The 20,137-nt window shown below is 57.1% G+C and carries 23 protein-coding genes; 16 read left to right on the plus strand and 7 right to left on the minus strand.

Going from position 1 to position 20,137, the window contains the following annotated elements:
- Window positions 1–34 precede the first annotated feature (34 nt).
- Window positions 35–1,165: an anhydro-N-acetylmuramic acid kinase gene (locus D1223_RS12045; protein WP_233353139.1), complete on the plus strand. Its 1,131-nt coding sequence runs from the start codon at window positions 35–37 to the stop codon at window positions 1,163–1,165.
- 2 nt (window positions 1,166–1,167) lie between these two features.
- On the opposite strand, the gene D1223_RS12050 is transcribed toward D1223_RS12045, so the two are convergent.
- Entirely contained in the window at window positions 1,168–1,926 is a 759-nt protein-coding gene (locus D1223_RS12050; RefSeq protein ID WP_119376675.1) for an alpha/beta hydrolase, read from the minus strand.
- Between the two features lie 123 nt (window positions 1,927–2,049).
- Here D1223_RS12050 and D1223_RS12055 point away from each other — a divergent pair, with 123 nt between their 5' ends.
- The 5 genes from D1223_RS12055 to sufC all read left to right on the plus strand — a co-directional run bounded on the left by D1223_RS12055 (window position 2,050) and on the right by sufC (window position 6,742).
- On the plus strand, window positions 2,050–3,192 hold the full coding sequence (locus D1223_RS12055) for a cysteine desulfurase family protein (protein ID WP_119376676.1): 1,143 nt from the start codon (window positions 2,050–2,052) through the stop codon (window positions 3,190–3,192).
- Window position 3,193: 1 nt separating this feature from the next.
- Window positions 3,194–4,729 (plus strand): Fe-S cluster assembly protein SufB, encoded by a 1,536-nt coding sequence (sufB, locus tag D1223_RS12060; protein ID WP_119376677.1) that lies wholly within the window; start codon window positions 3,194–3,196, stop codon window positions 4,727–4,729.
- The gene (locus D1223_RS12065) at window positions 4,722–5,132 is read left to right on the plus strand and encodes a nuclear transport factor 2 family protein (protein WP_147372798.1); all 411 of its coding nucleotides are present in this window, start codon (window positions 4,722–4,724) and stop codon (window positions 5,130–5,132) included. The genes sufB and D1223_RS12065 overlap by 8 nt, the downstream gene beginning before the upstream one ends.
- 48 nt (window positions 5,133–5,180) lie before the next feature.
- Window positions 5,181–5,915 carry a hypothetical protein gene (locus D1223_RS12070; RefSeq protein ID WP_119376679.1) on the plus strand — a complete coding sequence of 245 codons (735 nt, stop codon included), beginning with the start codon at window positions 5,181–5,183 and terminating at the stop codon, window positions 5,913–5,915.
- Between the two features lie 65 nt (window positions 5,916–5,980).
- Window positions 5,981–6,742: a Fe-S cluster assembly ATPase SufC gene (sufC, locus tag D1223_RS12075; protein WP_119376680.1), complete on the plus strand. Its 762-nt coding sequence runs from the start codon at window positions 5,981–5,983 to the stop codon at window positions 6,740–6,742.
- A 248-nt stretch (window positions 6,743–6,990) separates the two neighbouring features.
- Here the strand turns inward: sufC and D1223_RS18840 are convergent, their stop codons facing one another.
- A complete protein-coding gene (locus D1223_RS18840) occupies window positions 6,991–7,284 on the minus strand; it encodes a hypothetical protein (protein ID WP_158588461.1) in 294 nt (97 codons plus the stop codon).
- Between D1223_RS18840 and D1223_RS18845 the strand changes: the two genes are divergently transcribed.
- From D1223_RS18845 to D1223_RS12095, 4 genes are read left to right on the plus strand one after another with little or no spacing between them, the layout of a single operon-like run.
- The gene (locus tag D1223_RS18845) at window positions 7,219–7,980 is read left to right on the plus strand and encodes a SufD family Fe-S cluster assembly protein (RefSeq protein ID WP_233353187.1); all 762 of its coding nucleotides are present in this window, start codon (window positions 7,219–7,221) and stop codon (window positions 7,978–7,980) included. The two genes, D1223_RS18840 and D1223_RS18845, sit on opposite strands and share 66 nt — an antisense overlap.
- A 6-nt stretch (window positions 7,981–7,986) precedes the next feature.
- Entirely contained in the window at window positions 7,987–9,204 is a 1,218-nt protein-coding gene (locus tag D1223_RS12085; protein ID WP_119376682.1) for an aminotransferase class V-fold PLP-dependent enzyme, read from the plus strand.
- Window positions 9,205–9,224: 20 nt separating this feature from the next.
- Entirely contained in the window at window positions 9,225–9,608 is a 384-nt protein-coding gene (locus D1223_RS12090; protein ID WP_407646985.1) for an SUF system Fe-S cluster assembly protein, read from the plus strand.
- Between the two features lie 35 nt (window positions 9,609–9,643).
- Complete coding sequence (locus tag D1223_RS12095; RefSeq protein WP_119376684.1) at window positions 9,644–9,997, plus strand: HesB/IscA family protein; 354 nt, start codon at window positions 9,644–9,646, stop codon at window positions 9,995–9,997.
- 20 nt (window positions 9,998–10,017) lie between these two features.
- On the opposite strand, the gene D1223_RS12100 is transcribed toward D1223_RS12095, so the two are convergent.
- The 3 genes from D1223_RS12100 to D1223_RS12110 all read right to left on the minus strand — a co-directional run bounded on the left by D1223_RS12100 (window position 10,018) and on the right by D1223_RS12110 (window position 12,002).
- On the minus strand, window positions 10,018–10,524 hold the full coding sequence (locus tag D1223_RS12100) for a hypothetical protein (protein ID WP_147372800.1): 507 nt from the start codon (window positions 10,522–10,524) through the stop codon (window positions 10,018–10,020).
- 103 nt (window positions 10,525–10,627) lie between these two features.
- A complete protein-coding gene (locus D1223_RS12105; RefSeq protein ID WP_119376686.1) occupies window positions 10,628–11,401 on the minus strand; it encodes a lysophospholipid acyltransferase family protein in 774 nt (257 codons plus the stop codon).
- A gap of 13 nt (window positions 11,402–11,414) precedes the next feature.
- Window positions 11,415–12,002: a TetR/AcrR family transcriptional regulator gene (locus tag D1223_RS12110; protein WP_119376687.1), complete on the minus strand. Its 588-nt coding sequence runs from the start codon at window positions 12,000–12,002 to the stop codon at window positions 11,415–11,417.
- Window positions 12,003–12,173: 171 nt separating this feature from the next.
- Here D1223_RS12110 and yajC point away from each other — a divergent pair, with 171 nt between their 5' ends.
- The 3 genes from yajC to secF are packed head-to-tail and all read left to right on the plus strand — an operon-like array spanning window position 12,174 to window position 15,232.
- Entirely contained in the window at window positions 12,174–12,554 is a 381-nt protein-coding gene (gene yajC, locus D1223_RS12115) for a preprotein translocase subunit YajC (protein ID WP_119376688.1), read from the plus strand.
- A 20-nt stretch (window positions 12,555–12,574) separates the two neighbouring features.
- The gene (gene secD, locus D1223_RS12120; protein WP_119376689.1) at window positions 12,575–14,251 is read left to right on the plus strand and encodes a protein translocase subunit SecD; all 1,677 of its coding nucleotides are present in this window, start codon (window positions 12,575–12,577) and stop codon (window positions 14,249–14,251) included.
- 12 nt (window positions 14,252–14,263) lie between these two features.
- Window positions 14,264–15,232 carry a protein translocase subunit SecF gene (gene secF / locus D1223_RS12125; RefSeq protein ID WP_119376690.1) on the plus strand — a complete coding sequence of 323 codons (969 nt, stop codon included), beginning with the start codon at window positions 14,264–14,266 and terminating at the stop codon, window positions 15,230–15,232.
- Here the strand turns inward: secF and D1223_RS12130 are convergent, their stop codons facing one another.
- Window positions 15,233–15,997 carry an NAD kinase gene (locus D1223_RS12130; protein ID WP_119377129.1) on the minus strand — a complete coding sequence of 255 codons (765 nt, stop codon included), beginning with the start codon at window positions 15,995–15,997 and terminating at the stop codon, window positions 15,233–15,235. It abuts the gene before it with no gap.
- 115 nt (window positions 15,998–16,112) lie between these two features.
- On the opposite strand from D1223_RS12130, the gene D1223_RS12135 reads away from it, so the two are divergent.
- Together D1223_RS12135 and hemA are read left to right on the plus strand one after the other, a co-directional pair.
- Window positions 16,113–16,889 (plus strand): class II aldolase/adducin family protein, encoded by a 777-nt coding sequence (locus tag D1223_RS12135; RefSeq protein WP_119377130.1) that lies wholly within the window; start codon window positions 16,113–16,115, stop codon window positions 16,887–16,889.
- A 109-nt stretch (window positions 16,890–16,998) separates the two neighbouring features.
- Window positions 16,999–18,216: a 5-aminolevulinate synthase gene (gene hemA, locus D1223_RS12140; protein WP_119376691.1), complete on the plus strand. Its 1,218-nt coding sequence runs from the start codon at window positions 16,999–17,001 to the stop codon at window positions 18,214–18,216.
- Here the strand turns inward: hemA and D1223_RS12145 are convergent.
- Window positions 18,213–18,623 (minus strand): MucR family transcriptional regulator, encoded by a 411-nt coding sequence (locus D1223_RS12145; protein ID WP_119376692.1) that lies wholly within the window; start codon window positions 18,621–18,623, stop codon window positions 18,213–18,215. The two genes, hemA and D1223_RS12145, sit on opposite strands and share 4 nt — an antisense overlap.
- A gap of 205 nt (window positions 18,624–18,828) precedes the next feature.
- Between D1223_RS12145 and glyA the strand changes: the two genes are divergently transcribed.
- Window positions 18,829–20,136: a serine hydroxymethyltransferase gene (gene glyA, locus D1223_RS12150; RefSeq protein WP_119376693.1), complete on the plus strand. Its 1,308-nt coding sequence runs from the start codon at window positions 18,829–18,831 to the stop codon at window positions 20,134–20,136.
- Window position 20,137: the final 1 nt, after the last annotated feature.

The raw sequence follows: 20,137 nt of genomic DNA on the forward strand, positions 1-20,137 counted from the left end.
TCGGAGAGGGCAGCTAGCACGGGAGAGACCGATATTGAACCTGCCGAATGATGAATTCGAACCGGTTTGGGCCGCCGGCTTCATGTCGGGAACCTCGATCGACGCGGTCGATGCAGCGCTCATACTAACAGATGGCGTGAATGTTCTCGATTTCGGGCCGGTCGCTGAACGCAAATACGCTCCTGACGAACGGGAAGTGCTGAAGACTGCGGTTCAGGCCGCGAGAGACTGGAACTGGGAAGGCCCGCCTCCTGTCGAAGCATTTGAAGCAGCCAAAAGTGTCCTGACACTGACCCATCAGGAGGCCTGGGAGCGTCTTCTAACGGATTGGAAAGGGCCCGTGCCAGCCATTGCGGGCGTTCACGGCCAGACGGTTCTGCATCGGGCGCCGCTGCCGGACAGGACAGGCGCGACACTTCAATTGATAGAACCCACAGCCATGCGCCGCGCATTGGGAGTGCCACTTGCCTTTGATTTCAGGAGCCATGACGTTCAGCAAGGTGGTCATGGCGCACCGCTCGCGCCGGCCTATCACGCCGCGCTGTTAAAAAGACTGTCAGCGGGAAGTAGCGCCGCCGTCCTAAACCTTGGTGGCGTCGCCAATATTACTTACCGCAAGCGTGATGGGAGCCTTTTTGCGTTCGACACAGGCCCGGCAAACGGTCCGATCGACGAATGGGTAGAGGGGCATGGCGCAGGAACCCATGACGTGGGAGGCGCCCTTGCAGGTGCGGGTCGTGTACATGAGGGAGCGCTGATCCAATGGCTCAGTCACCCTTGGTTCGATGCGCCGCCACCAAAGAGCCTCGACCGGTTCGACTTCAATGCCAGCCTCGCCAGGGGGCTGTCCCTGGAGGATGGGGCCGCCACTTTGACCGCCTTTTCCGCGGCGTCGGTAGCCTACGCGCTTCAAGCGTTTGACGATCCGCCCTCGCACCTGATTGTCTGCGGTGGCGGCAGGCACAATCCCCGGCTCGTTTCAGAACTGAAGAACCGGTGCGCATGCGCGGTTATGACGGCTGAAGATGTTGGCTGGCTTGGCGATTCCATAGAAGCGCAAGCCTTTGCATTTCTGGCCGTCAGAACGCGAAGAAGACTGCCAATCAGTTGGCCGGGAACGACGAGTGTCAAAAAGCCACTGGCTGGCGGCCAGTTGCTGGACTGATCTCAATCCTCGTCGTCGCCGTCGTCGTCATCTTCGCCCGCGTCGTCATCAGACTGATCTGTAATTGCGGCTTGTCCGCGGACTTTCTTTGTTTCCGCTTCGGCCCGCAATTTCTGCTCATCCTCGATGAGTCGGCGATCAACGTAAGCGGCACACTTCGCGATGAGCTCGTCCTGTTTGCCCTGGAAGAAGTGGTTTGCACCAGCGATGGAGTCGCGCTCGATCACCTCACCTTTCTGGACGCGGACTTTTGTCAGGGCGCGTTCGACATCTTTCGGCCCCGAAATCTTGTCGTTCTCACCGGAGATGATCAGGCCAGATGCAGGGCAGGGTGCCAGGAATGCCAGGTCGTAGTGATTGCAGGGCGGGGCAATGGCGAGGAAGCCGTCGATCTCCGGTCGGCGCATCAGCAGCTGAAGTGTGATCCACGCGCCGAAGGAATAACCGGCGCACCAGACAAAGCGCGGACTTTCCGTCATGTTTTCCATGTAATCCAGCACATAGGCCGCATCTTCGAGTTCACCTACGCCCTGGTCATAGACGCCTTGGGACCGGCCAACGCCGCGCGTGTTGAAGCGCAGGACGCCAAAACCGCGTTGCTCGAACATCTGATAGAGGCGAATGGCAATCGGGTCCTGCATCGTTCCGCCGGCGCGCGGATGAGGATGGAGTACCAACGCGATTGGCGCGCCCTCCTGTGGCGGTTCGGTGTAGCGAGCTTCGATGCGGCCAGCGGGTCCCGGGATAATGAGTTCTGCCATGGGGAAGTCGCCTCTTTGTTTTGCTGCGAGCCTGAAAGTGCGAATTGGGCGCTTTAGAGGAAAGCATCAAGGAAATGCAAGTTTTTGTGTAAGGACGTGGCATGATACCCTAAGTGCCGGATCATGATTTACGCAGATTACAACGCAACGGCGCCTTTACGGCCAGAAGCGCGGGACGCGATGCTCGCAGCGCTTGAAGTCGGAGCGAACCCCTCGAGCGTGCATGGTCCTGGGCGACAGGCGCGCAAACTTATGGAAAAGGCGCGTGGACAGGTTGCATCGGCCATTCGCGCCTTGCCTCAGGACCTGATTTTCACGTCGGGTGGCACCGAAGCTGTTGCCTTGGCGATCCAGGGAACAGTCAGGAAGCTGGACGGTGATTGCACGCTCCTGGTTTCGGCTGTCGAGCACGAGGCGGTGTCGAAAAATGCCGGGCATTCTGGCGTAGCTGTCGAGACTTTGTATGTCGATGAGACTGGCAAGGCTGATCTGGACTGGCTGGCGGATCGGTTGGGTCGCTGGGATCGCTCCAAGTCTGGAACGCCCGTTCTCGTCCTGATGCTAGCGAACAATGAAACGGGCGTGATCCAGCCGGTTCAGGAAGCTGCCGCGATGGTTCGTGATGCAGGCGGGCTGACAATATGCGATGGCGTCCAGGGCCTGGGCAAACTGCCGGTGAATGTGTCCTTGCTGGGCGTGGACTATCTCGCGCTGTCCGCCCACAAGGCAGGCGGCCCTCAAGGTGTTGGGGCGCTTTGGCTTAGCAGCGGTGCGCCTCTGCTGCCGATCCTCTTCGGCGGTGGTCAGGAACGTTCAATTCGTTCCGGCACGGAAAACCTTTCGGGCATCGCTGGTTTCGGCGCCGCAGTGGATGCCGCTGTCGCGGCGCTGTCGAAAATGGAAGCGCTTTCGAGCTGTCGTGACGCGATGGAGGAGCGGCTCATATCCGAAGCAGGTGTAACGGTGTTCGGCAAGCGAGTGCCTCGCCTTCCGAACACATCGAACTTCGCTTATGCAGGATTTCGTGCGGAAACGCAGGTCATGGCGATGGATCTTGCCGGGGTCGCGGTTTCATCGGGCTCTGCATGTTCGAGTGGCAAGGTCAAACGCTCGCTAGTCCTGTCGGCCATGGGCGCATCCGACACCCTTGCGGAATCTGCAATACGCACCAGCTATGGTTGGAGAAGTGAGGTGAGCGATTTTGATCGCACGGCGGATGCCTGGCTCGAAATACTTCATCGCCGAAATCTGAAGGAGACGGCCTGATATGGCTGACGATGTAAAAGTCAAAGAAGGCATAGACAAAGGTACGTTGGCCGCCGCAAAGGCGCTTCAGTCGGAGAACTATTCGGCCGGTTTCAAGACAGACATCGAAACCGAATACGCACCGAAAGGCCTGAACGAAGATGTCATCGCCTTTATCTCCGACAAGAAGGGCGAGCCGCAATGGATGCTGGACTGGAGACTGAAGGCGTTTGAGCGCTGGAAAACCATGACGGAACCAGGCTGGGCGAAAGTTCAGTACGAGAAGATCGGTTATCAGGACCTCTACTACTACGCGGCACCCAAGCAGGGCGCGAAGTATGAGTCGATCGACGACGTCCCTCAGGAAATCCTCGACACGTATGAAAAGCTCGGCATCCCGCTACGAGAAGCCGAAGTGCTGCTTGGCGTGGAAGGCGCGTCCGAAACGGCTGCGGAGGCCAGGGGCGGGGCAACGAGCTCGAAGGTTGCCGTGGATGCGGTGTTCGATTCTGTTTCCGTCGCTACGACATTCCGCAAGGAACTCGAAAAGGCTGGCGTGATCTTCATGTCCATCTCGGAAGCTATTCGTGAGCATCCAGAGCTGGTGAAGAAGTATCTCGGCTCAGTTGTGCCGCAGTCCGACAATTTCTTCGCCACGCTTAATAGTGCGGTCTTTTCTGACGGGACATTCGTTTATGTGCCTGAAGGCGTCCGGTGTCCGATGGAGTTGTCGACCTATTTCCGTATGAACGCGGAGAATACGGGCCAGTTCGAGCGGACATTGATCGTCGCGGACAAGGGATCTTACGTCTCGTACCTTGAAGGTTGCACGGCGCCTATGCGCGATGAGAACCAGCTGCACGCTGCAGTCGTCGAACTGGTTGCGCTCGAGGATGCCGAAATCAAGTACTCGACAGTTCAGAACTGGTGGCCAGGCGACGAAAACGGCAAGGGCGGCATCTACAACTTCGTAACCAAGCGCGGCGACTGCCGCGGCGCGCGTTCGAAGATCAGCTGGACCCAGGTCGAAACGGGTTCTGCTGTGACCTGGAAGTATCCGTCCTGCATTCTGCGTGGCGACGACAGTTCCGGTGAATTCTACTCGATTGCGGTAACGAATGGCCGCCAGATGGCCGACACGGGCACTAAAATGATCCACCTGGGAAAGCGAACGCGCTCCCGGATTATTTCAAAAGGGATTTCTGCCGGCCGTTCGGACAACACCTACAGAGGGCTGGTATCGGTCCACAAGAAAGCCGAGAAGGCCCGTAACTTCACGCAGTGCGACTCGCTTTTGATAGGCGGAGATTGCGGTGCCCACACGGTGCCATACGTAGAAAACCGGCGGGCTGACGCACAGCTTGAGCACGAGGCGACGACGACCAAGCTTTCAGATGATCAGCTCTTCTATGCCCGCCAACGCGGCCTGGACGAAGAGGCGGCCGTGGCGCTGCTTGTGAACGGTTTTGTCCGTGACGTCATGCAGCACCTGCCGATGGAATTTGCGGTCGAAGCTCAGAAGCTTCTTGAGGTCAGTCTGGAAGGCAGTGTTGGCTAAGGAAGAGCAGGCCTTCAGGAACTGGCTCGCCGCTTTCGGAAAGCGCATGGAAAGCGGAGAGTCAAACGCGATGGCAGCTCTGTTCGCGGCTGATGTGGTTTTTCACCTGTCACCTTTTGACGCGCCTCTCCGGGGGCGCGAAGCCGTTGAGGACCATTTCAGAAAGACGCTCGCCGCGCGCGAAAGCATAAGGTTTACTGCTGAAGTCATAACACCAGCGCACGATGAGGGTTGGGCGCATTGGGCATGCGGCTTTACTCGCACTGGAACAGACGATCCAGTTCGGCAGGAGGGCATCATGAGGGTCGTCCTTGATGACTCAGGTATTTGCACGCACCTGCAACAGTGGTGGAATTCCATTGAGCCGGGACAGTCGGATTTGATGAGAGATACTGATGCGTGATCCAAGCCTGTCGTTTCGACTGGCTGGTCAATGGTGGGGCGGTAGGTCATGCTGCGCATCTGTTCGCTGATTCTGACGTGCTTCATGCCCCGCATTCTTTTCCTGAGTGGACTTCTGCTGGCCTCGTGTGCCGCAAAGCCGGCAACCGAGCCGCGGTACATACCTTACGATGGCTACGGAGCCGAAATTCCTACGGTATCAGCGTCTTATGAACTTAAGCGTTTGGGTGAATCCGAAACCATAAGTGTATCGCAGATTCCAAATGCGCTGGACGAGTTTTTGGCCCCTTCCGGCAGCAAGCTGATTCTTTTGCCGAACCGTCTCGACCGGTCGAGGCTGGACTTCTCGATTGAGAGCCTTGCTTTGGTTGATGCCTGGCTCAGGGATATCCATACGATCAACAAGCTTCAGGCAGAGCCCGGCCGGGCTGGCGAATCCCTGATAAGCGATGGTCGGGGTGATAATTCTGTAATGTTAGCAGGGCTTTACCTCGGTGAAGTCATTCGGGCGAACTCATCCCTCGACTGGCGGTGGGAGCGATTTGACCGTTTCGTTTCCGCCAATCCTTACTTCACCGAACATTATGGTGACGATGCAGGCCTGGATACATTTGTGCTTGTTGGTCCCCAAGGTGTCGCCACACCCATCAATACAGCCCTGAAGCGCATTCTATTGGGAAATGAGGAAAGCTTGCAGTTCGTTGCGGAGCTTCTGGTGGCGCCGATCGACCTCGAAGCGGCCATGTCGGGACCGAACTTTTATGGACTGGATCGAATCCGCTGACATTCAAGCTCTGAATAAGCAAGTTCAGGCTTTGAAATTATCGCGCGACTCTCTACATCCGCGACATGTTGAAAATCGAAAATCTGACAGCCCGGATCGGTGAGGGCGACGAAGCCAAGTCCATTATCAATGGCCTGACGCTGGAAGTGCCTGCAGGCGAAGTCCATGCTGTGATGGGGCCGAATGGCGCGGGCAAGTCGACGCTGGCTTACGTTCTGACCGGCCGCGATGGCTACGAAGTGGATGGTGGGTCGGCAACACTGTCGGGCGAAGACCTGCTGAACATGGATCCGGAAGAACGCGCGGCCAAAGGCGTGTTCCTTTCCTTCCAGTACCCGGTAGAAATCCCCGGTGTGCCCGTCATGACCTTTGTGCGCGCCGCGATGAACGCCCAGCGCAAGGCCCGAGGTGAGGAAGAGATTTCAGCGCCAGATTTCATCAAGAAGGCCCGCGAAGTAGGCGAAAAATTGAAGATTGATGCTGAAATGCTCAAGCGTCCGGTCAATGTCGGGTTTTCCGGTGGTGAGAAGAAGCGTCTGGAGATTTTCCAGATGATGATGCTGGAGCCGCGCTTCGCCATCCTCGACGAAACGGATTCAGGGCTCGATATTGATGCGCTTAAAACGGTTTCAGACGGCGTGAATGCCTTGCGGAGTCCGGATCGCGGCATGCTTGTGATCACCCACTATCAGCGACTTCTGGATCATATCAGGCCTGACAAGGTTCATGTGTTCGCCAAGGGCCGGGTTGTGAAGTCCGGTGGACCGGAACTGGCTGAGCAGCTTGAACGGGAAGGATACGATGGCATCCTGGGAGAGCCGGTTTGACAATTGCTGAGCTGCGCACCCGCTTTCAGGATCCGACGCCCGCAGAGCTTCAGCTGATCGCGAGATATGGTGAGCTGCCTGAAGACGGACGGCGCGCGCGGGCATTCGACGCGTTCGCGCAGTCGGGTTTGCCGCACCGGCGGCTTGAGCAATGGAAGTGGAGCGACTTTCGGCAATCTATTCAGTCGATTGAGGCGTCTTCGGCGCAGTCGGGACCGCGCATGGCTCCGCCGGCGAATGCAATAGTGCTAAGGTTTGATGGGCGGTCCTGGGATGTCCCAGACGGTTTGCCCGACGGTTTCCGTGTGTTCGAGAAAGACACTGCGCAGGCGCTTGGAAATGCAGAGCAGTTGCCCATGGCGGCCCTGACCGCGAGCCAGACCGGGCAGCCGAAGACCTGTGATATCCTGCAGATTGAAGTGAGTTCTTCGCAGGAGCAGCCCATCTTTCTTGACTTCGCCGGCGCCGGCCGGGAAATGGCGTTCGCTCGGATCGCATTCGTTGTCCGTCCCGGCGCGCGGGTGGACGTCATCGAGCAGCATTCAGGTGGCGCAGGCCTCAGTGCCATGCTGGTCGAGTTCGGCCTGCAAAAAGGGGCGAGCGCGTCACGTACGCTTTTGCAATCTGGCGGTCATCAGGAAGCTACAGCAATTACAGGGCTGGTCAGTCTCGATGAGGATTCCGAGTTTCAACAGACGGCCCTGGCGTTCGGTGCAAAGGTCGCGCGTATCGAGACGCGAGTTTGGTATTCTGGCCCAAATGCGGCGGCATTCCTTAATGCGGCGTACTTGCCAGCGGATGGCAAGCATGTCGATTTTACGAGTCATGTTTGGCACGGCGCGGAATCCTGCACGACTCGGCAGCTGACCAAGGGCGCAGTGCCGGATGGTGGGCGCGGCGTTTTCCAAGGCAAGTTTCACGTTCCACGAAGCGTAGGGCAGCACACTGACGCAGACATGCAGCATCAAGCCCTTCTGCTTGAGAATGGGGCGGAAGTCTTCGCCAAGCCGGAGCTGGAGATCTATGCGGACGACGTTGAATGTGCCCACGGCAACACGTCAGGTCAGCTGGATGAAAGCGCTCTCTTCTACATGCGCCAGCGTGGCATCCCGGTCGCTGAGGCCCGTGCGATGCTGACGGAAGCATTCATTGCCGAGGCGCTCGAAACGGCACATCCGGATGTACTGCAGACATTGCTGGATGCGTCGCGAGACTTTCTGCGCGGATCTGGCGAGTAGGTCCTCATGGCTCTAAACATTGATCAAATACGCCAGCAGTTTCCGATCCTTCGCCGCGAAGTGAATGGACACCCGCTCGTTTACCTCGACAATGCAGCCAGCGCCCAGAAGCCGGAAGCGGTCCTGAAAGCCATGACGGGCCAGGCTAGTCATGCATACGCCAACGTTCACCGTGGCCTCCACACGCTGGCGAATGAAACAACGGAAGCTTTTGAAAACGCACGCGCTGTCGTTCAGCGCTTCATAAATGCTCCGGCACCGGAGAATATTATATTCACAAAGGGTGGCACCGAGGCGATGAACCTCGTCGCTTCCGGCATCGGCCAGCAGATTCAGTCAGGCGATGAGATCGTGCTGTCCGTTATGGAGCACCACTCCAATATCGTCCCATGGCATTTTCTCAGGGAGCGCTACGGGGCAGTTTTGAAATGGGTGCCGGTACTGGAAGACGGTTCGCTGGACATGCAGGCATACCAGGACGTGCTTAGTGAACGGACAAAATTCGTTTCAGTCACACACATGTCGAACGTCCTTGGTACAGTCACAGATGCGGCACGCATAGTCCGCCTTGCTCACGACGCCGGCGCACAGGTGTTGTTGGATGGCTGTCAGGCGGGTGTCCATCTCGATATCGATGTCGAGGCGCTCGGCTGTGATTTTTACGTGCTGACGGGGCACAAGATTTACGGCCCGACGGGTATAGGCGCTCTATACGGAACCGCCGAAGCCCTGGACAGGCTGGCCCCTTATCAGGGCGGCGGCGAAATGATTGAAATCGTCGAACAGGATCGCGTGACCTATAATGAAGCGCCACACAAATTCGAAGCCGGAACGCCGCCTATCCTGGAAGCCATTGGCCTCGGTGCAGCGATAGATTGGCTTGGCGCGTTCGACTTCGAGGAAATCACCGAACACGAAGACCGCCTGTACCGGAGGGCATTCGACGCGCTGTCGAGCATCAATGGTCTTCGCATGCACGGACAGGCAAGCGGGAAGGGGCCCGTTCTCTCTTTCAGCGCAGACGGAATACACCCGCACGACATCGCGCAGCTGCTGGACCGGTATGGTATAGCGGTACGTGCAGGCCACCATTGCGCTCAGCCTTTGATGACCCATCTAGGAGTCAGTGCCACGGCGCGGGCGAGCTTTGGTATCTACAATACAGTGGAAGAAGTCGACGCCTTCATTGATGCCCTCCACAAAGCGCGCTCCATGCTGTTATAAGGATTGGAATGGCAGACGATATGCGACTCCCTGAATCTGTTGAAGGCTCTGCACAGCCAGAGGCGGAGGCAGATTCGTCCAAAATTCCGCAGGACGAGCTGAATCGGATCACCGACGATCTCATCGCGGCATTTAAGTCGGTCTTCGATCCGGAAATACCCGTCGACATTTATGAACTTGGCCTGATTTACAAGGTCGATATCGATGATGACCGCAAGGTTGACGTCGAAATGACGCTGACCGCGCCGGGTTGTCCTGTCGCTGGTGACATGCCTGGCTGGGTGGAAACGGCCGCGCGGGGCGTTGATGGGGTCAAGGACGTCGAAGTTCGGCTTACCTTTGATCCGCCATGGGATCCTTCGCGAATGTCAGACGAAGCCCGCCTCGCTCTGAACATGCTCTAGTTGACAGGGAAGGTGAGCCTTCTCATCTAACCGGTATGGCCAGACGACCTAGACCCAAACTTGTAACGCTTTCCGACGCCGCTGCTGAGCGCGTGCGTGAAATCATGGAAGAAAAAGGCGCCGGCTACCTGCGTGTAGGCGTCAAGAATGGTGGCTGTGCAGGCATGGAATACGTTATGGACTATGTCGATGCACCTGAAGAGCTGGACGAGATTGTCGAGGACAATGGCGTGAAGATCGTCGTTGACGCCAAGGCGGTTCTGTTTCTGCTTGGCTCAATAGTGGATTTCGAGACAACAATGCTGCACGAGAAATTCGTGTTTCGTAATCCCAATCAGACAGATGCTTGCGGATGTGGCGAGAGCGTTACGATCGCTCCCGCCACATAGTAGATCAAAACCGCTTGGAATTACTGAGCGTCGGGATTCGTCACCGAGCAATCGTTCGCGAAGCTCTTGAACGCGTCGTTTAGCTCCGGAAATGACAGTTCGATCTCGGACTTCCGGTCGAGCTTCCAGCTCACGGTGTCCTTGCGGACCGCAGCGTTATAAAACTTCTTGGCCGTCACTTCGTTACGTGCAATCGCGACCTTCATGGAAGGCAGGTAGGTCCAGTCGGATTCGAACGTTTCGCCGTCACCGATCGTGGTCTCGGCCTGGCGGCGGCTCTGGCGATGGGTATCGGTTGCCAGCGTTTCGGCAAGGTCTCCACCTTCCAGGCCGACACCAAATTTCAGCGTGCCGTTGGTGCAGCTGAAAAAGGTTCCCGCCTTCGTGTCGGTTCCCGACACGACCGTCAGCACAGTGCCTTCATCCGATGTGGATGCAACGCGCCATGTGTCCATGTCACTTGCACTAGCGAAAGCGAGCGAGCCCATAGAGCCCGCGACGACTGTAGCAACAATAAACTTTTTCATGTTCACTCTCCTCAATAAGCTTATTGATAAACAATAACCACTTATTGAAAAAAGACAATAGTTTATTGAAAAGCAGATGTAGCGCCTAAAAAGTTTCGTGTTTTCAACGGCTCACAGACCCTTTGACGGGATCAGGGAGATATCTTGTTGTCGACGGCTCTTGATCTTGAGCCAATGCGATCAGTTCAGCCGATCGCGATTCGATAGCTGCGGTCAGTTCCGACAGAAATGTATCCTTGGACAGTCCGGGTTTGATGGGTTCCAGGAATTCGATTGTGGCCTTTCCCGGCGTTTTTCGAATCTCTTCCTGCTTCCAGAAACAACCCAGATTTGTCGCGACCGGAACGACAGGGACGTCCATCGACTTTTGCATGTGCCAGACGCCCGGCTTGTACCGGAAGTGGTAACCGGGGGGCGCAAGGTGGCCCTCCGGGTAGATGAGGATCCGCTTTCCGTCCTGACGCGCACGGGCCATGCCATTGGCCAGCGACTGGGCCTTACGATCACCTCCGCCGCATGTATCAATCACGATCGCCCCAAGTTTTCGGAGGATACCTTTCACAAAAGGGAATTTTTCGAGGTGATCGCCTGTGACGAAGGCGAGATTTTTGATCTCCGGATAAATCATGAACCCATCGCCCCAGCTCTGATGTTTCGCTGCGACGATGAAGGGGCCGTCCGGCAGGTTTTCCCGTCCTTTCACGTTCAGGCCTATTCCACCGACAACCCGCAGGGCGAGTCGAATCGCTCTCGTATAAGAACGGATCACGAAGGTGGTCGCGCCGCGCCCCGGCCATGCGAGTGTCGGCAATGCGGCCAGGACGTAAAAAAAGGACAGCACATAGTAAATGCCTGTGAAGGCCACGCCTCGTATCATGGGACAGTCCGCCTTACTTCTGAAACAGGATTGCGAGTATGGCCCTCGTGAACGCATCCACGTGAGCACTGAACGGGCCGGGTAAACGGTTGTAGATCTTGTTCTGGCCTGCCTGCGTGATCACGCCGAGACACATGGCCGTCACGAGCGCCGGGTCCGACTTTGGAATATCGCCGCTGGACATCATCGCTGCCAGAATCGTCTCAATTCTCGTCAGTGGATCGTCTTCGCGACGCGTGTCATGAGGGAGAAAGCGGTTGAGCGACACAAGATGAAAGGAAAAAAGGAGCCAGTCCTCGTCGGCAAGGCCGCAATAGGAAGACACGGCCCGATGGATTCTCTCTTCGACGCTGCCCGGATAGGAAAGGGCCTCACTAAGCATTTCGCCTAATCGATTGTGGGTTTCCATGAAAAGGGCGAGCGCCAGTTCGTCCTTTCCCTTGTAGTGCCGGTAAAGTGCCCCCTCTGACACGCCGGCTTGATTGGCTATTTGTCGGGTCGTCGCGGCATCGACGCCTTCGTCCACGAAAAGCTTCAATGCGGCGCGTTCAATCTTTGGCTTTGCGCCTCGTCTTGGCGGATTGTTGGCTGGTGGTGGCATCAACGAAATCTCCTTTGCGCCACAATACCAGTTTCTTCGCCGGACGCAAGTGAGCGCTTACTAACATATTCGTTTTTCGTGTTTGCTGTAATCGCGCATTGAATGGGCTTGTTTGCAATGTATGCCCTCCACAGATATACGCACGGTCCTGAAAATCTGGGGAGAACGAGAATGAAACTCAAAATGGCGGTTTCTGCCGCGGCGATCATCGGCAGTGCGCCAGCCGCACTTGCGCAGGAGCAGGGTGGTGCCACCGGCGGCCTAATTGGTCAGCTGATCTTTTTCGTTCCGCTCATTCTTATTTTCTATTTTTTGCTGATCCGCCCCGCCAATCAGCGCCAGAAAAAACACAAGGCAATGATCGAGGCGGTGGCGCGCGGCGATACGGTCATCACCTCCGGTGGACTTATCGGCAAGGTCGTCAAGGTGAGCGACCAGGAACTTAGCGTAGATCTGGCGGACGGCGTGCGCGTGCGCGTGGTCAAAGGCATGATCGCTGATGTTCGCGGCAAGAACGAACCTGCTCCGGCCAACGACACCAAGTCGAGCTGAGCTAATCAGGGACGAAGTCGATGCTGAATTTTCCGGGCTGGAAAGTCGCACTCATAGCCATCGTATTGCTTTGGGGGGGGCTTCTGGCTCTGCCGAACGCCTTTAGCGACGGCTTTCTTGGTGTACGGCCGGTGGATACCGGTGCGACGGACGCGCAGTCTGTTGCGGAATACCAGGAACAAATGGAAGCGGCTGAAGCGTCATGGTGGCCCGGATTCATGCCATCGGGGAAAGTCAATCTTGGGCTCGACCTTCAAGGCGGTGTCTACCTCCTCACCGAGATCGAACCGGAAGAAGTTGCAGCCAATCGTCTTGAAACGCTGCAGGCCGATATCGTGCAGGCCTTGAACCGCGCGCCCCTGATTGAACGCCCGCAGCCCGAGCAACAGGGCACCCGGCTGCCGATCATGCTCAACAATCCCGAAGACATGGATGAAGCGCTGCGTCGGTTGCGCCGCCTGAATCCGACTGTCGGTGCGGTCGGAAGCCAGAAAATTCTGACCATCGAGCGGCAGAGCGACCGTCTCATCGACATTCGCGTGTCTGACGATGCGATGGCGGCACTGGCCGCTGACGCGCAAGACAAGATGATCGAGATCATTCGCAGGCGCCTCGACCCGGATGGCGTCAGCGAGATCGCGATCACACCGCAAGGCGATACGCGAATAGTTATCGAAGCCCCGGGTGAGGCCGACCCCCGGCGTATCAAGAACATCCTCAGCCAGGCTGGCCGGATGACGTTCAACATGGCCAATACCGACCCCTCCGCAATCCGTGCCGCCGAAGCCACGCGGCCGCGGCCGGGCTGGGAGCTGCTGGTGGATATGGATGGCCGGCCAATTCTGGTTAATCGGACACCAGTCGTGACGGGCAGCGACATTGCAACAGCCAATCAAGGCTACGATCCAGACGACAACTCTCCGGCCGTGGATTTCCGTCTGTCCGGGGCGGGCGCTGAACGCTTTGGTCGGACGACGGCGAACAATCGCGGCGAGATCTTCGCGATCGTCCTCGACGGAACGGTTATGTCAGCCCCTCGGATCAACGAGCCGATCTGGGGCGGGAATGTCCAGATTACCGGCCAGTTCACCATGCAGGAAGCCCAGGACCTTGCAGCTATCATCGAGGCGGGCGAACTGCCTGCGAAACTGAATTTCATTGAAGAAAGAACGGTTGGCCCGGGTCTCGGCGCGGACTCCATCAAGGCCGGCACGCGCGCGAGTATCATTGGCCTGGTGCTGGTCGGCGTTTTCATGATCATCGCTTACGGCTTGATTGGCGGCTTTGCCGTGGGATCGCTGTTTGCGAACATCGTCCTCATTCTGGGCGCACTTTCTGGTCTAGGCGCGACGCTGACCCTTCCCGGTATCGCCGGTATCGTCCTGACGATCGGTATGGCCGTTGATGCTAATGTGATTGTGTTCGAGCGCATCCGGGAGGAACAGCGATCGGGGCGGTCTCCCGCGACCGCGGTTGTTGCCGGGTATGAACGTGCTCTTGCGACGATTCTTGACGCAAACATCACCACGTTCATTGCGGCGGCGATTCTGTACATGCTGGGATCTGGCCCGGTAAAAGGTTTCGCTGTCACGCTCGCCATCGGCATTGTGACCTCTGTCTTTACCGCTTTCGTTGTAACGCGCTGGTTCACGGCAATGTGGCTGAAAACCTTCAAGCCGCGCCGGCTGTCGATCTGAGGAGATAGAGCGATGCTACTTCAATACTGGCCTCAGAGCACGAATGTCAGATTCATGGCGTTGCGCTTTCCGGCCTTCGTCTTTTCTCTTCTATTGATCGCTGCCTCGTTCGGATTGATTTTCACCAAAGGGCTAAACTTCGGGATCGACTTCGCCGGTGGATCGGTCATCGAGATTGAGAGGCCCGCCGACGTAAACGAAGAGGATGTGCGCAGCGTCCTCCAGACGCTGGACCTTGGTGAAGTTGGCGTGAACGCTGCCCGGGGAACTGGCGTCGATGCAGTCGAGGTCATCGTCATTCGGTTCGCGACGCAGCAAGCCGGAGAGGGCGTCGATCAGGAAGAAGCGCAACAGGTGGCCAATAACAGCGTGCGTGCTGCTTTGGAAGAAGCCTTCCCCGGTGTGCAGATCCGGAGCAGTGCCGCTGTGGGACCTAAAGTTTCCAGTGAACTCCTGCGAAGCGGTCTGATCGCGCTCGGCGTCGCCCTGGCGCTGATGATGCTGTACATTTCGGTGCGCTTCCAGTGGAAGTATGCCCTTGGCGCCGTGGCTGCGCTGTTCCACGACGTCCTCATCACGATGGGCATGTTTTCGTTGACCCAGTTCGAGTTTAACCTGTCGACCATCGCAGCCTTGCTGACAATTGTCGGTTACTCAATGAACGATACGGTGATCGTCTTTGACCGGGTTCGTGAGGAAGCCCGAAAGTATAAGAAGATGGAGCCGGCCAAGGTTATTGATCTGGCTATCAATCAGACGCTTTCACGGACGCTTCTGACGTCCGGTACGACGCTGCTGGCGCTTTTCAGCATCTACCTGTTCGGCGGGACGGTGCTAAGCGGCATGAGCTTCGCGCTCATCTTTGGCGTTGTCATCGGGACCTATTCGTCGGTCTTTGTTGCGTCTGCCGTCGTGCTTATGCTGGGCCTCGACCAGGGAGAGAAACAGCGCCGCGAAGTGCAGGGCTTTCAGGGCGTCTGATCAGAAGGCAAATTGCTCGCGAAGAATTCGCTCATCAAGCGCGTGGCCTGGATCGAAAAGCATGGTGAGCGGTTTCGATCGATCCTCGAGTACGCTGACATGGGCAATGTCACGCACTTCCTGATTGTCAGCCGAGGCGGCGACAGGACGGCGATTTGGTTCGACAATATCAAACTCGACCTTCGCGTCGTGCCGGAGCAGGGCACCGCGCCAGCGACGTGGCCGAAACGCGCTGACGGGCGTGAGGGCCAGCAGGTTGGCACCGATGGGTAGGATCGGGCCGTGCGCGGACAGGTTGTAGGCCGTAGATCCAGCGGGTGTGGCGACCATGATGCCGTCGCAAGTGAGCTCACTCATTCGCTCACGCCCATCAACACGGATGCTGAGCTTCGCGCTCTGTGCCGTTTCGCGAAACAGGGACACCTCATTGATTGCGAGCCGCTCATAGCGTTCGCCGTGGACATCGGTAGCAATCATCCTCAGCGGCACGAGCGTGGCCTTTGAGGCCTTGTTGATCCGCTCGTAGAGATTGTCTTCCTCGAAGTCGTTCATCAGGAAGCCGACCGTGCCGCGGTTCATGCCGTATACGGGTTTTCGGTCGCTGAAGCGGCGGCGCATGGCTTCAAGCATGGACCCATCGCCGCCCAGCGCAACAATGATTTCAGCCTCATCCTCTGAGCACTGACCGTAGCGCTTTGTCAGTCTTTGCAGCGCTTCCTGGGCTTCGGGCCGGCGTGAGGCCCTGAATGCAATCTGAATCTTCATGGCGGTCATGTCAGCGGCTCAAAAGGTCTCGTCAAGCAAACACTTCTTCTCGCTGGCCATGTTCGGCTATTTTCCTGTAGAGTGTGGGCAGAAAAAGAAGAATCTGGAGGATCAAATGCCCGACGACATGAAACCAATCAGCGTCAAGGATGCAGTCTCGGCCGAAGAATGGAAGGCCCGCGTCGATTGCGCCATGCTGTACCGGCTCGTCGCGATGCACGGGTGGGATGACATGATCTTCACTCATATTTCCCATCGTGTCCCGGGGCCGGAACACCATTTCCTGATCAATCCCTATGGCATGTTCTTTGAGGAAATCACGGCCTCGTCGCTGGTCAAAGTCGATCTCGAAGGCCAGATTGTCATGGACTCACCGTACTTCATCAATCCTGCAGGATTCACGATTCACTCGGCAATCCATGCCAGCCGTGAAGATGCGAATGTCGTGATCCACCTGCACACCGATCAGGGGGTGGCGGTATCGGCCCAAAAGGAAGGGCTGCTTCCGATTTCGCAAACGGCCATGATTGTGCGCGAAGACCTCGCCTACCATGACTACGAAGGTATAGCCCTCGATCTCGATGAGCGTGAGCGTCTCGTCGCGGATCTCGGCACGGAAAAGTCGACCATGCTTCTCAAGAACCATGGCACGCTGACATGTGGAACGACTGCCGCTATGGCCTTTACGCGGATGTTCTTCCTTGAGCGGGCCTGCAACATGCAGGTCATGGCGCTTTCGGCAGGGCGAGACGGTGTTCTGGAATGCGACCGTGATATTCAGGAGAAAGTGGCGGGGCAAGGCTCTCGCGGCATGGAAACGCTTACAGAACGTCTTGTCTGGCCTGGCCTGAAACGCAAGCTCGATCGCGAGTTGCCAGGCTACGACGCCTAACGGCGATCAACTGCGACAATTGCGGCTTACGCACAATCACCTATGGAGATACGGCCTGTCGTTTGCCATATAGCCGCAAAAGAAGAGCCGGTGCACAGGAACAGCGATTATGAAACACCTGAAGGCATTTGAAGATGCGTTGACGTCCATCCGCGACGAAGGACGATACCGCGTATTTGTCGATTTGCATCGCCACCGCGGTCGTTTTCCCAAGGCGACCGCGCGTTTTGAAGACGGCGAGCGGGAAATCACCGTCTGGTGTTCGAACGACTATCTCGGCATGGGGCAGGACGATGATGTCCTGACCGGTATGCATGAGGCGATCGACAGCTTTGGCGCTGGCTCTGGTGGCACACGGAATATTTCCGGTACCACCAGATTTCACGTCGAGCTGGAAAACGAACTGGCAGACCTGCATGGCAAATCCGGCGCATTGCTGTTTACCTCAGGCTATGTCGCAAACGACGCCACGCTTTCCACGCTCGGCAAGATTCTTCCGGGCCTGATTATCTATTCGGACGAACTTAATCACGCCTCCATGATTGAAGGGATCCGCCGGTCTGGAGCGGATCGGCGGATCTTCCGCCATAATGATGTCGAGCATCTGCGTGCGCTCATTGAGAATGACGATGCGGACCGTCCGAAGCTGATTGCCTTCGAGAGCGTCTATTCGATGGATGGAGACATCGGTCCGATCGAAGCCTTCTGCGATTTGGCGGATGAATTCAACGCGCTAACCTATCTCGATGAAGTGCACGCTGTTGGCATGTATGGCGAGGAAGGTGCAGGCGTCGCGCAGCGCGAAGGCCTGATGGACCGCATCGACATCATTGAAGGAACGCTTGGCAAGGCGTTTGGCGTGATGGGCGGTTACATTGCGGCGCACGAATCCGTGATTGATGCAATCCGCTCAATGGCCTCCGGATTCATCTTCACGACGTCTACATGCCCCGTCATGGCAGCTGGAGCGCTGAACAGCATCCGCAAACTGCGCGGAGAGGAAGGGCGCCGACTGCGTGTCGACCATCAGGCAAAAGCGGCGCTGCTGAAGGAAAAGTTCAGAAAAGCTGGGCTGCCCGTCATGGATAGCGTGACGCACATTGTTCCTCTGCTGGTGGGTGACCCGGAAAAGTGCAAGGCGCTTTCTGACACGTTGCTGTTCGACTTCGGAATCTACGTCCAGCCGATCAATTATCCGACGGTCCCGCGTGGAACCGAGCGTCTGCGTTTTACGCCGGGCCCCGTCCACGACGAAGCAATGATGGATGAGCTTGTCTCTGCCATTCTTGCTGTGTGGAAGCAGCTGGGTCTGGAACAGGCCGCCTAGATAGCCGGCTTTTGCTTGCGTCCCAGACCAATCTGCTTTGCGAATTTCGACCGCTCAGCCGCATAGTTCGGCGCGACCATGGGGTAATCCTCCGGAAGCGACCATTTTTCGCGGTACTCTTCAGGTGTTAGCCCGTACCGATTGCGCAGATACCTCTTCAGCATCTTGAGTTTACGGCCATCTTCCAGGCAGATCAGAAAATCCGGTGTGATCGATTTTGCGGGTGATATCGCGGGTGCAGCTTTCGTCGCTCGCCTTGGACGTCCTTCAGCTAGCGAATTCAGGGTCGAATGTACTTCCTGAATAAGAGCAGGCAACTGGTTCTGTTGTATAGGATTCTTCGACACGAATGCAGCAATCACATCCGTTGTGAGTTCCAGCAGTAAATCTTGATCGCCCCCCGGCATGTTTTCTCCCCCATCAGCCAGCGAAGTCGGACACAAACTCCATTTGTTCAACTATATCAAGAGCATGCGCGAGGTTTGGTCGATAAAATTGAAAACTGACTGTACACCGGCGTAATGACCCATGCGGAAATGCGTGATGAGCAATCTTGCTGCGAAGGGCCAACGCACGTAAACCCACTTCGAAGCTGCTAGGAGAAGTCTGCACATGCCTGACACGTCCCCCGCGACACAATTCGATGCCACACGGTTTTTTTCGGCCGGCGTTGAGGATAGCGATCCAGCTGTTGCCGAAGCGATTCAGCATGAACTGGAACGCCAGCAGCATGAGATTGAGCTCATCGCGTCCGAGAACATTGTATCGCGTGCTGTGCTAGAAGTTCAGGGATCGGTTCTCACGAACAAGTACGCCGAAGGGTATCCCGGCAAACGTTATTATGGTGGCTGCCAGTTCGTAGATATCGCTGAAAACCTCGCGATCGATCGTGCCAAGGCGCTGTTTGATTGCGACTTCGCCAATGTGCAGCCGAATTCCGGGAGCCAGGCCAATCAGGCTGTATTTCAGGCTCTAATCAAACCGGGCGACACGATCCTTGGAATGAGCCTGGATGCCGGCGGTCACCTGACGCATGGCGCCAAGCCGAACCAATCGGGCAAATGGTTCAATGCGATCCAGTACGGCGTACGGGAGTCGGATCATCTCATCGATTTTGACCAGGTTCGTTCTCTGGCCAAGGAACATCAGCCAAAGTTGATTATCGCGGGCGGATCGGCCTATCCCCGTCAGATCGACTTCAAGACGTTCCGCGAAATCGCGGACGAAGTCGGGGCATACTTCATGGTAGACATGGCTCACTTTGCGGGCCTCGTCGCCGGAGATGTCCATCCCAACCCGCTCGACTATTGCGACGTTGCTACGACGACGACGCATAAGACGCTTCGTGGGCCGCGTGGCGGAATGGTGCTCACCAATGATGAAGCGATCGCCAAGAAGGTAAATTCAGCCGTTTTCCCGGGCATCCAGGGCGGCCCTCTTATGCATGTCATCGCCGCAAAGGCCGTTGCCTTCGGCGAAGCATTGACCCCGGCATTCAAGACCTATGCTGCAAGCGTGGTACAGAACGCGCGCGCAATGGCATCAGCGGCGAAAGACTGTGGTCTGGATCTCGTTTCCGGTGGGACGGATACTCACGTCGCGCTGATAGACCTGCGGCCGAAAAATGTAACGGGCCGCGATGCGGAAGCGGCGCTTGGCCGTGCCTTTATTACCTGCAACAAGAACGGCGTGCCCTTTGATCCCGAAAAGCCGATGGTCACAAGTGGCATTCGGGTCGGCTCGCCAGCAGGGACGACGCGAGGATTTGGAGAAGATGAATTCCGTCGAATTGGCCGCTGGATCGGTGAGATCGTCGATGCGGTCGCTCAGGGCGAGTCGGAAGGTGTTGAAGCCCGGGTTCGCGAGGAAGTGAAAGCACTAACTGCCAGATTTCCTATCTACGGCGGTGCGGGGGCTTAAA

Origin of the sequence: Henriciella mobilis (genome assembly GCF_003576285.1) — a bacterium.
Classification (GTDB): domain Bacteria; phylum Pseudomonadota; class Alphaproteobacteria; order Caulobacterales; family Hyphomonadaceae; genus Henriciella; species Henriciella mobilis.

What these genes read in the sequence shown, in the direction of transcription:
- D1223_RS12050 (WP_119376675.1), bottom strand. Translation starts at nt 1,926, where the DNA reads ATGGCAGAACTCATTATCCCGGGACCCGCTGGCCGCATCGAAGCTCGC.
- D1223_RS12055 (WP_119376676.1), top strand. Translation starts at nt 2,050, where the DNA reads ATGATTTACGCAGATTACAACGCAACGGCGCCTTTACGGCCAGAAGCG.
- sufB (WP_119376677.1), top strand. Translation starts at nt 3,194, where the DNA reads ATGGCTGACGATGTAAAAGTCAAAGAAGGCATAGACAAAGGTACGTTG.
- D1223_RS12070 (WP_119376679.1), top strand. Translation starts at nt 5,181, where the DNA reads ATGCTGCGCATCTGTTCGCTGATTCTGACGTGCTTCATGCCCCGCATT.
- sufC (WP_119376680.1), top strand. Translation starts at nt 5,981, where the DNA reads ATGTTGAAAATCGAAAATCTGACAGCCCGGATCGGTGAGGGCGACGAA.
- D1223_RS18845 (WP_233353187.1), top strand. Translation starts at nt 7,219, where the DNA reads ATGGCGTTCGCTCGGATCGCATTCGTTGTCCGTCCCGGCGCGCGGGTG.
- D1223_RS18840 (WP_158588461.1), bottom strand. Translation starts at nt 7,284, where the DNA reads ATGCTGCTCGATGACGTCCACCCGCGCGCCGGGACGGACAACGAATGC.
- D1223_RS12085 (WP_119376682.1), top strand. Translation starts at nt 7,987, where the DNA reads ATGGCTCTAAACATTGATCAAATACGCCAGCAGTTTCCGATCCTTCGC.
- D1223_RS12090 (WP_407646985.1), top strand. Translation starts at nt 9,225, where the DNA reads ATGCGACTCCCTGAATCTGTTGAAGGCTCTGCACAGCCAGAGGCGGAG.
- D1223_RS12095 (WP_119376684.1), top strand. Translation starts at nt 9,644, where the DNA reads ATGGCCAGACGACCTAGACCCAAACTTGTAACGCTTTCCGACGCCGCT.
- D1223_RS12100 (WP_147372800.1), bottom strand. Translation starts at nt 10,524, where the DNA reads ATGAAAAAGTTTATTGTTGCTACAGTCGTCGCGGGCTCTATGGGCTCG.
- D1223_RS12105 (WP_119376686.1), bottom strand. Translation starts at nt 11,401, where the DNA reads ATGATACGAGGCGTGGCCTTCACAGGCATTTACTATGTGCTGTCCTTT.
- D1223_RS12110 (WP_119376687.1), bottom strand. Translation starts at nt 12,002, where the DNA reads ATGCCACCACCAGCCAACAATCCGCCAAGACGAGGCGCAAAGCCAAAG.
- yajC (WP_119376688.1), top strand. Translation starts at nt 12,174, where the DNA reads ATGAAACTCAAAATGGCGGTTTCTGCCGCGGCGATCATCGGCAGTGCG.
- secD (WP_119376689.1), top strand. Translation starts at nt 12,575, where the DNA reads ATGCTGAATTTTCCGGGCTGGAAAGTCGCACTCATAGCCATCGTATTG.
- secF (WP_119376690.1), top strand. Translation starts at nt 14,264, where the DNA reads ATGCTACTTCAATACTGGCCTCAGAGCACGAATGTCAGATTCATGGCG.
- D1223_RS12130 (WP_119377129.1), bottom strand. Translation starts at nt 15,997, where the DNA reads ATGAAGATTCAGATTGCATTCAGGGCCTCACGCCGGCCCGAAGCCCAG.
- D1223_RS12135 (WP_119377130.1), top strand. Translation starts at nt 16,113, where the DNA reads ATGCCCGACGACATGAAACCAATCAGCGTCAAGGATGCAGTCTCGGCC.
- hemA (WP_119376691.1), top strand. Translation starts at nt 16,999, where the DNA reads ATGAAACACCTGAAGGCATTTGAAGATGCGTTGACGTCCATCCGCGAC.
- D1223_RS12145 (WP_119376692.1), bottom strand. Translation starts at nt 18,623, where the DNA reads ATGCCGGGGGGCGATCAAGATTTACTGCTGGAACTCACAACGGATGTG.
- glyA (WP_119376693.1), top strand. Translation starts at nt 18,829, where the DNA reads ATGCCTGACACGTCCCCCGCGACACAATTCGATGCCACACGGTTTTTT.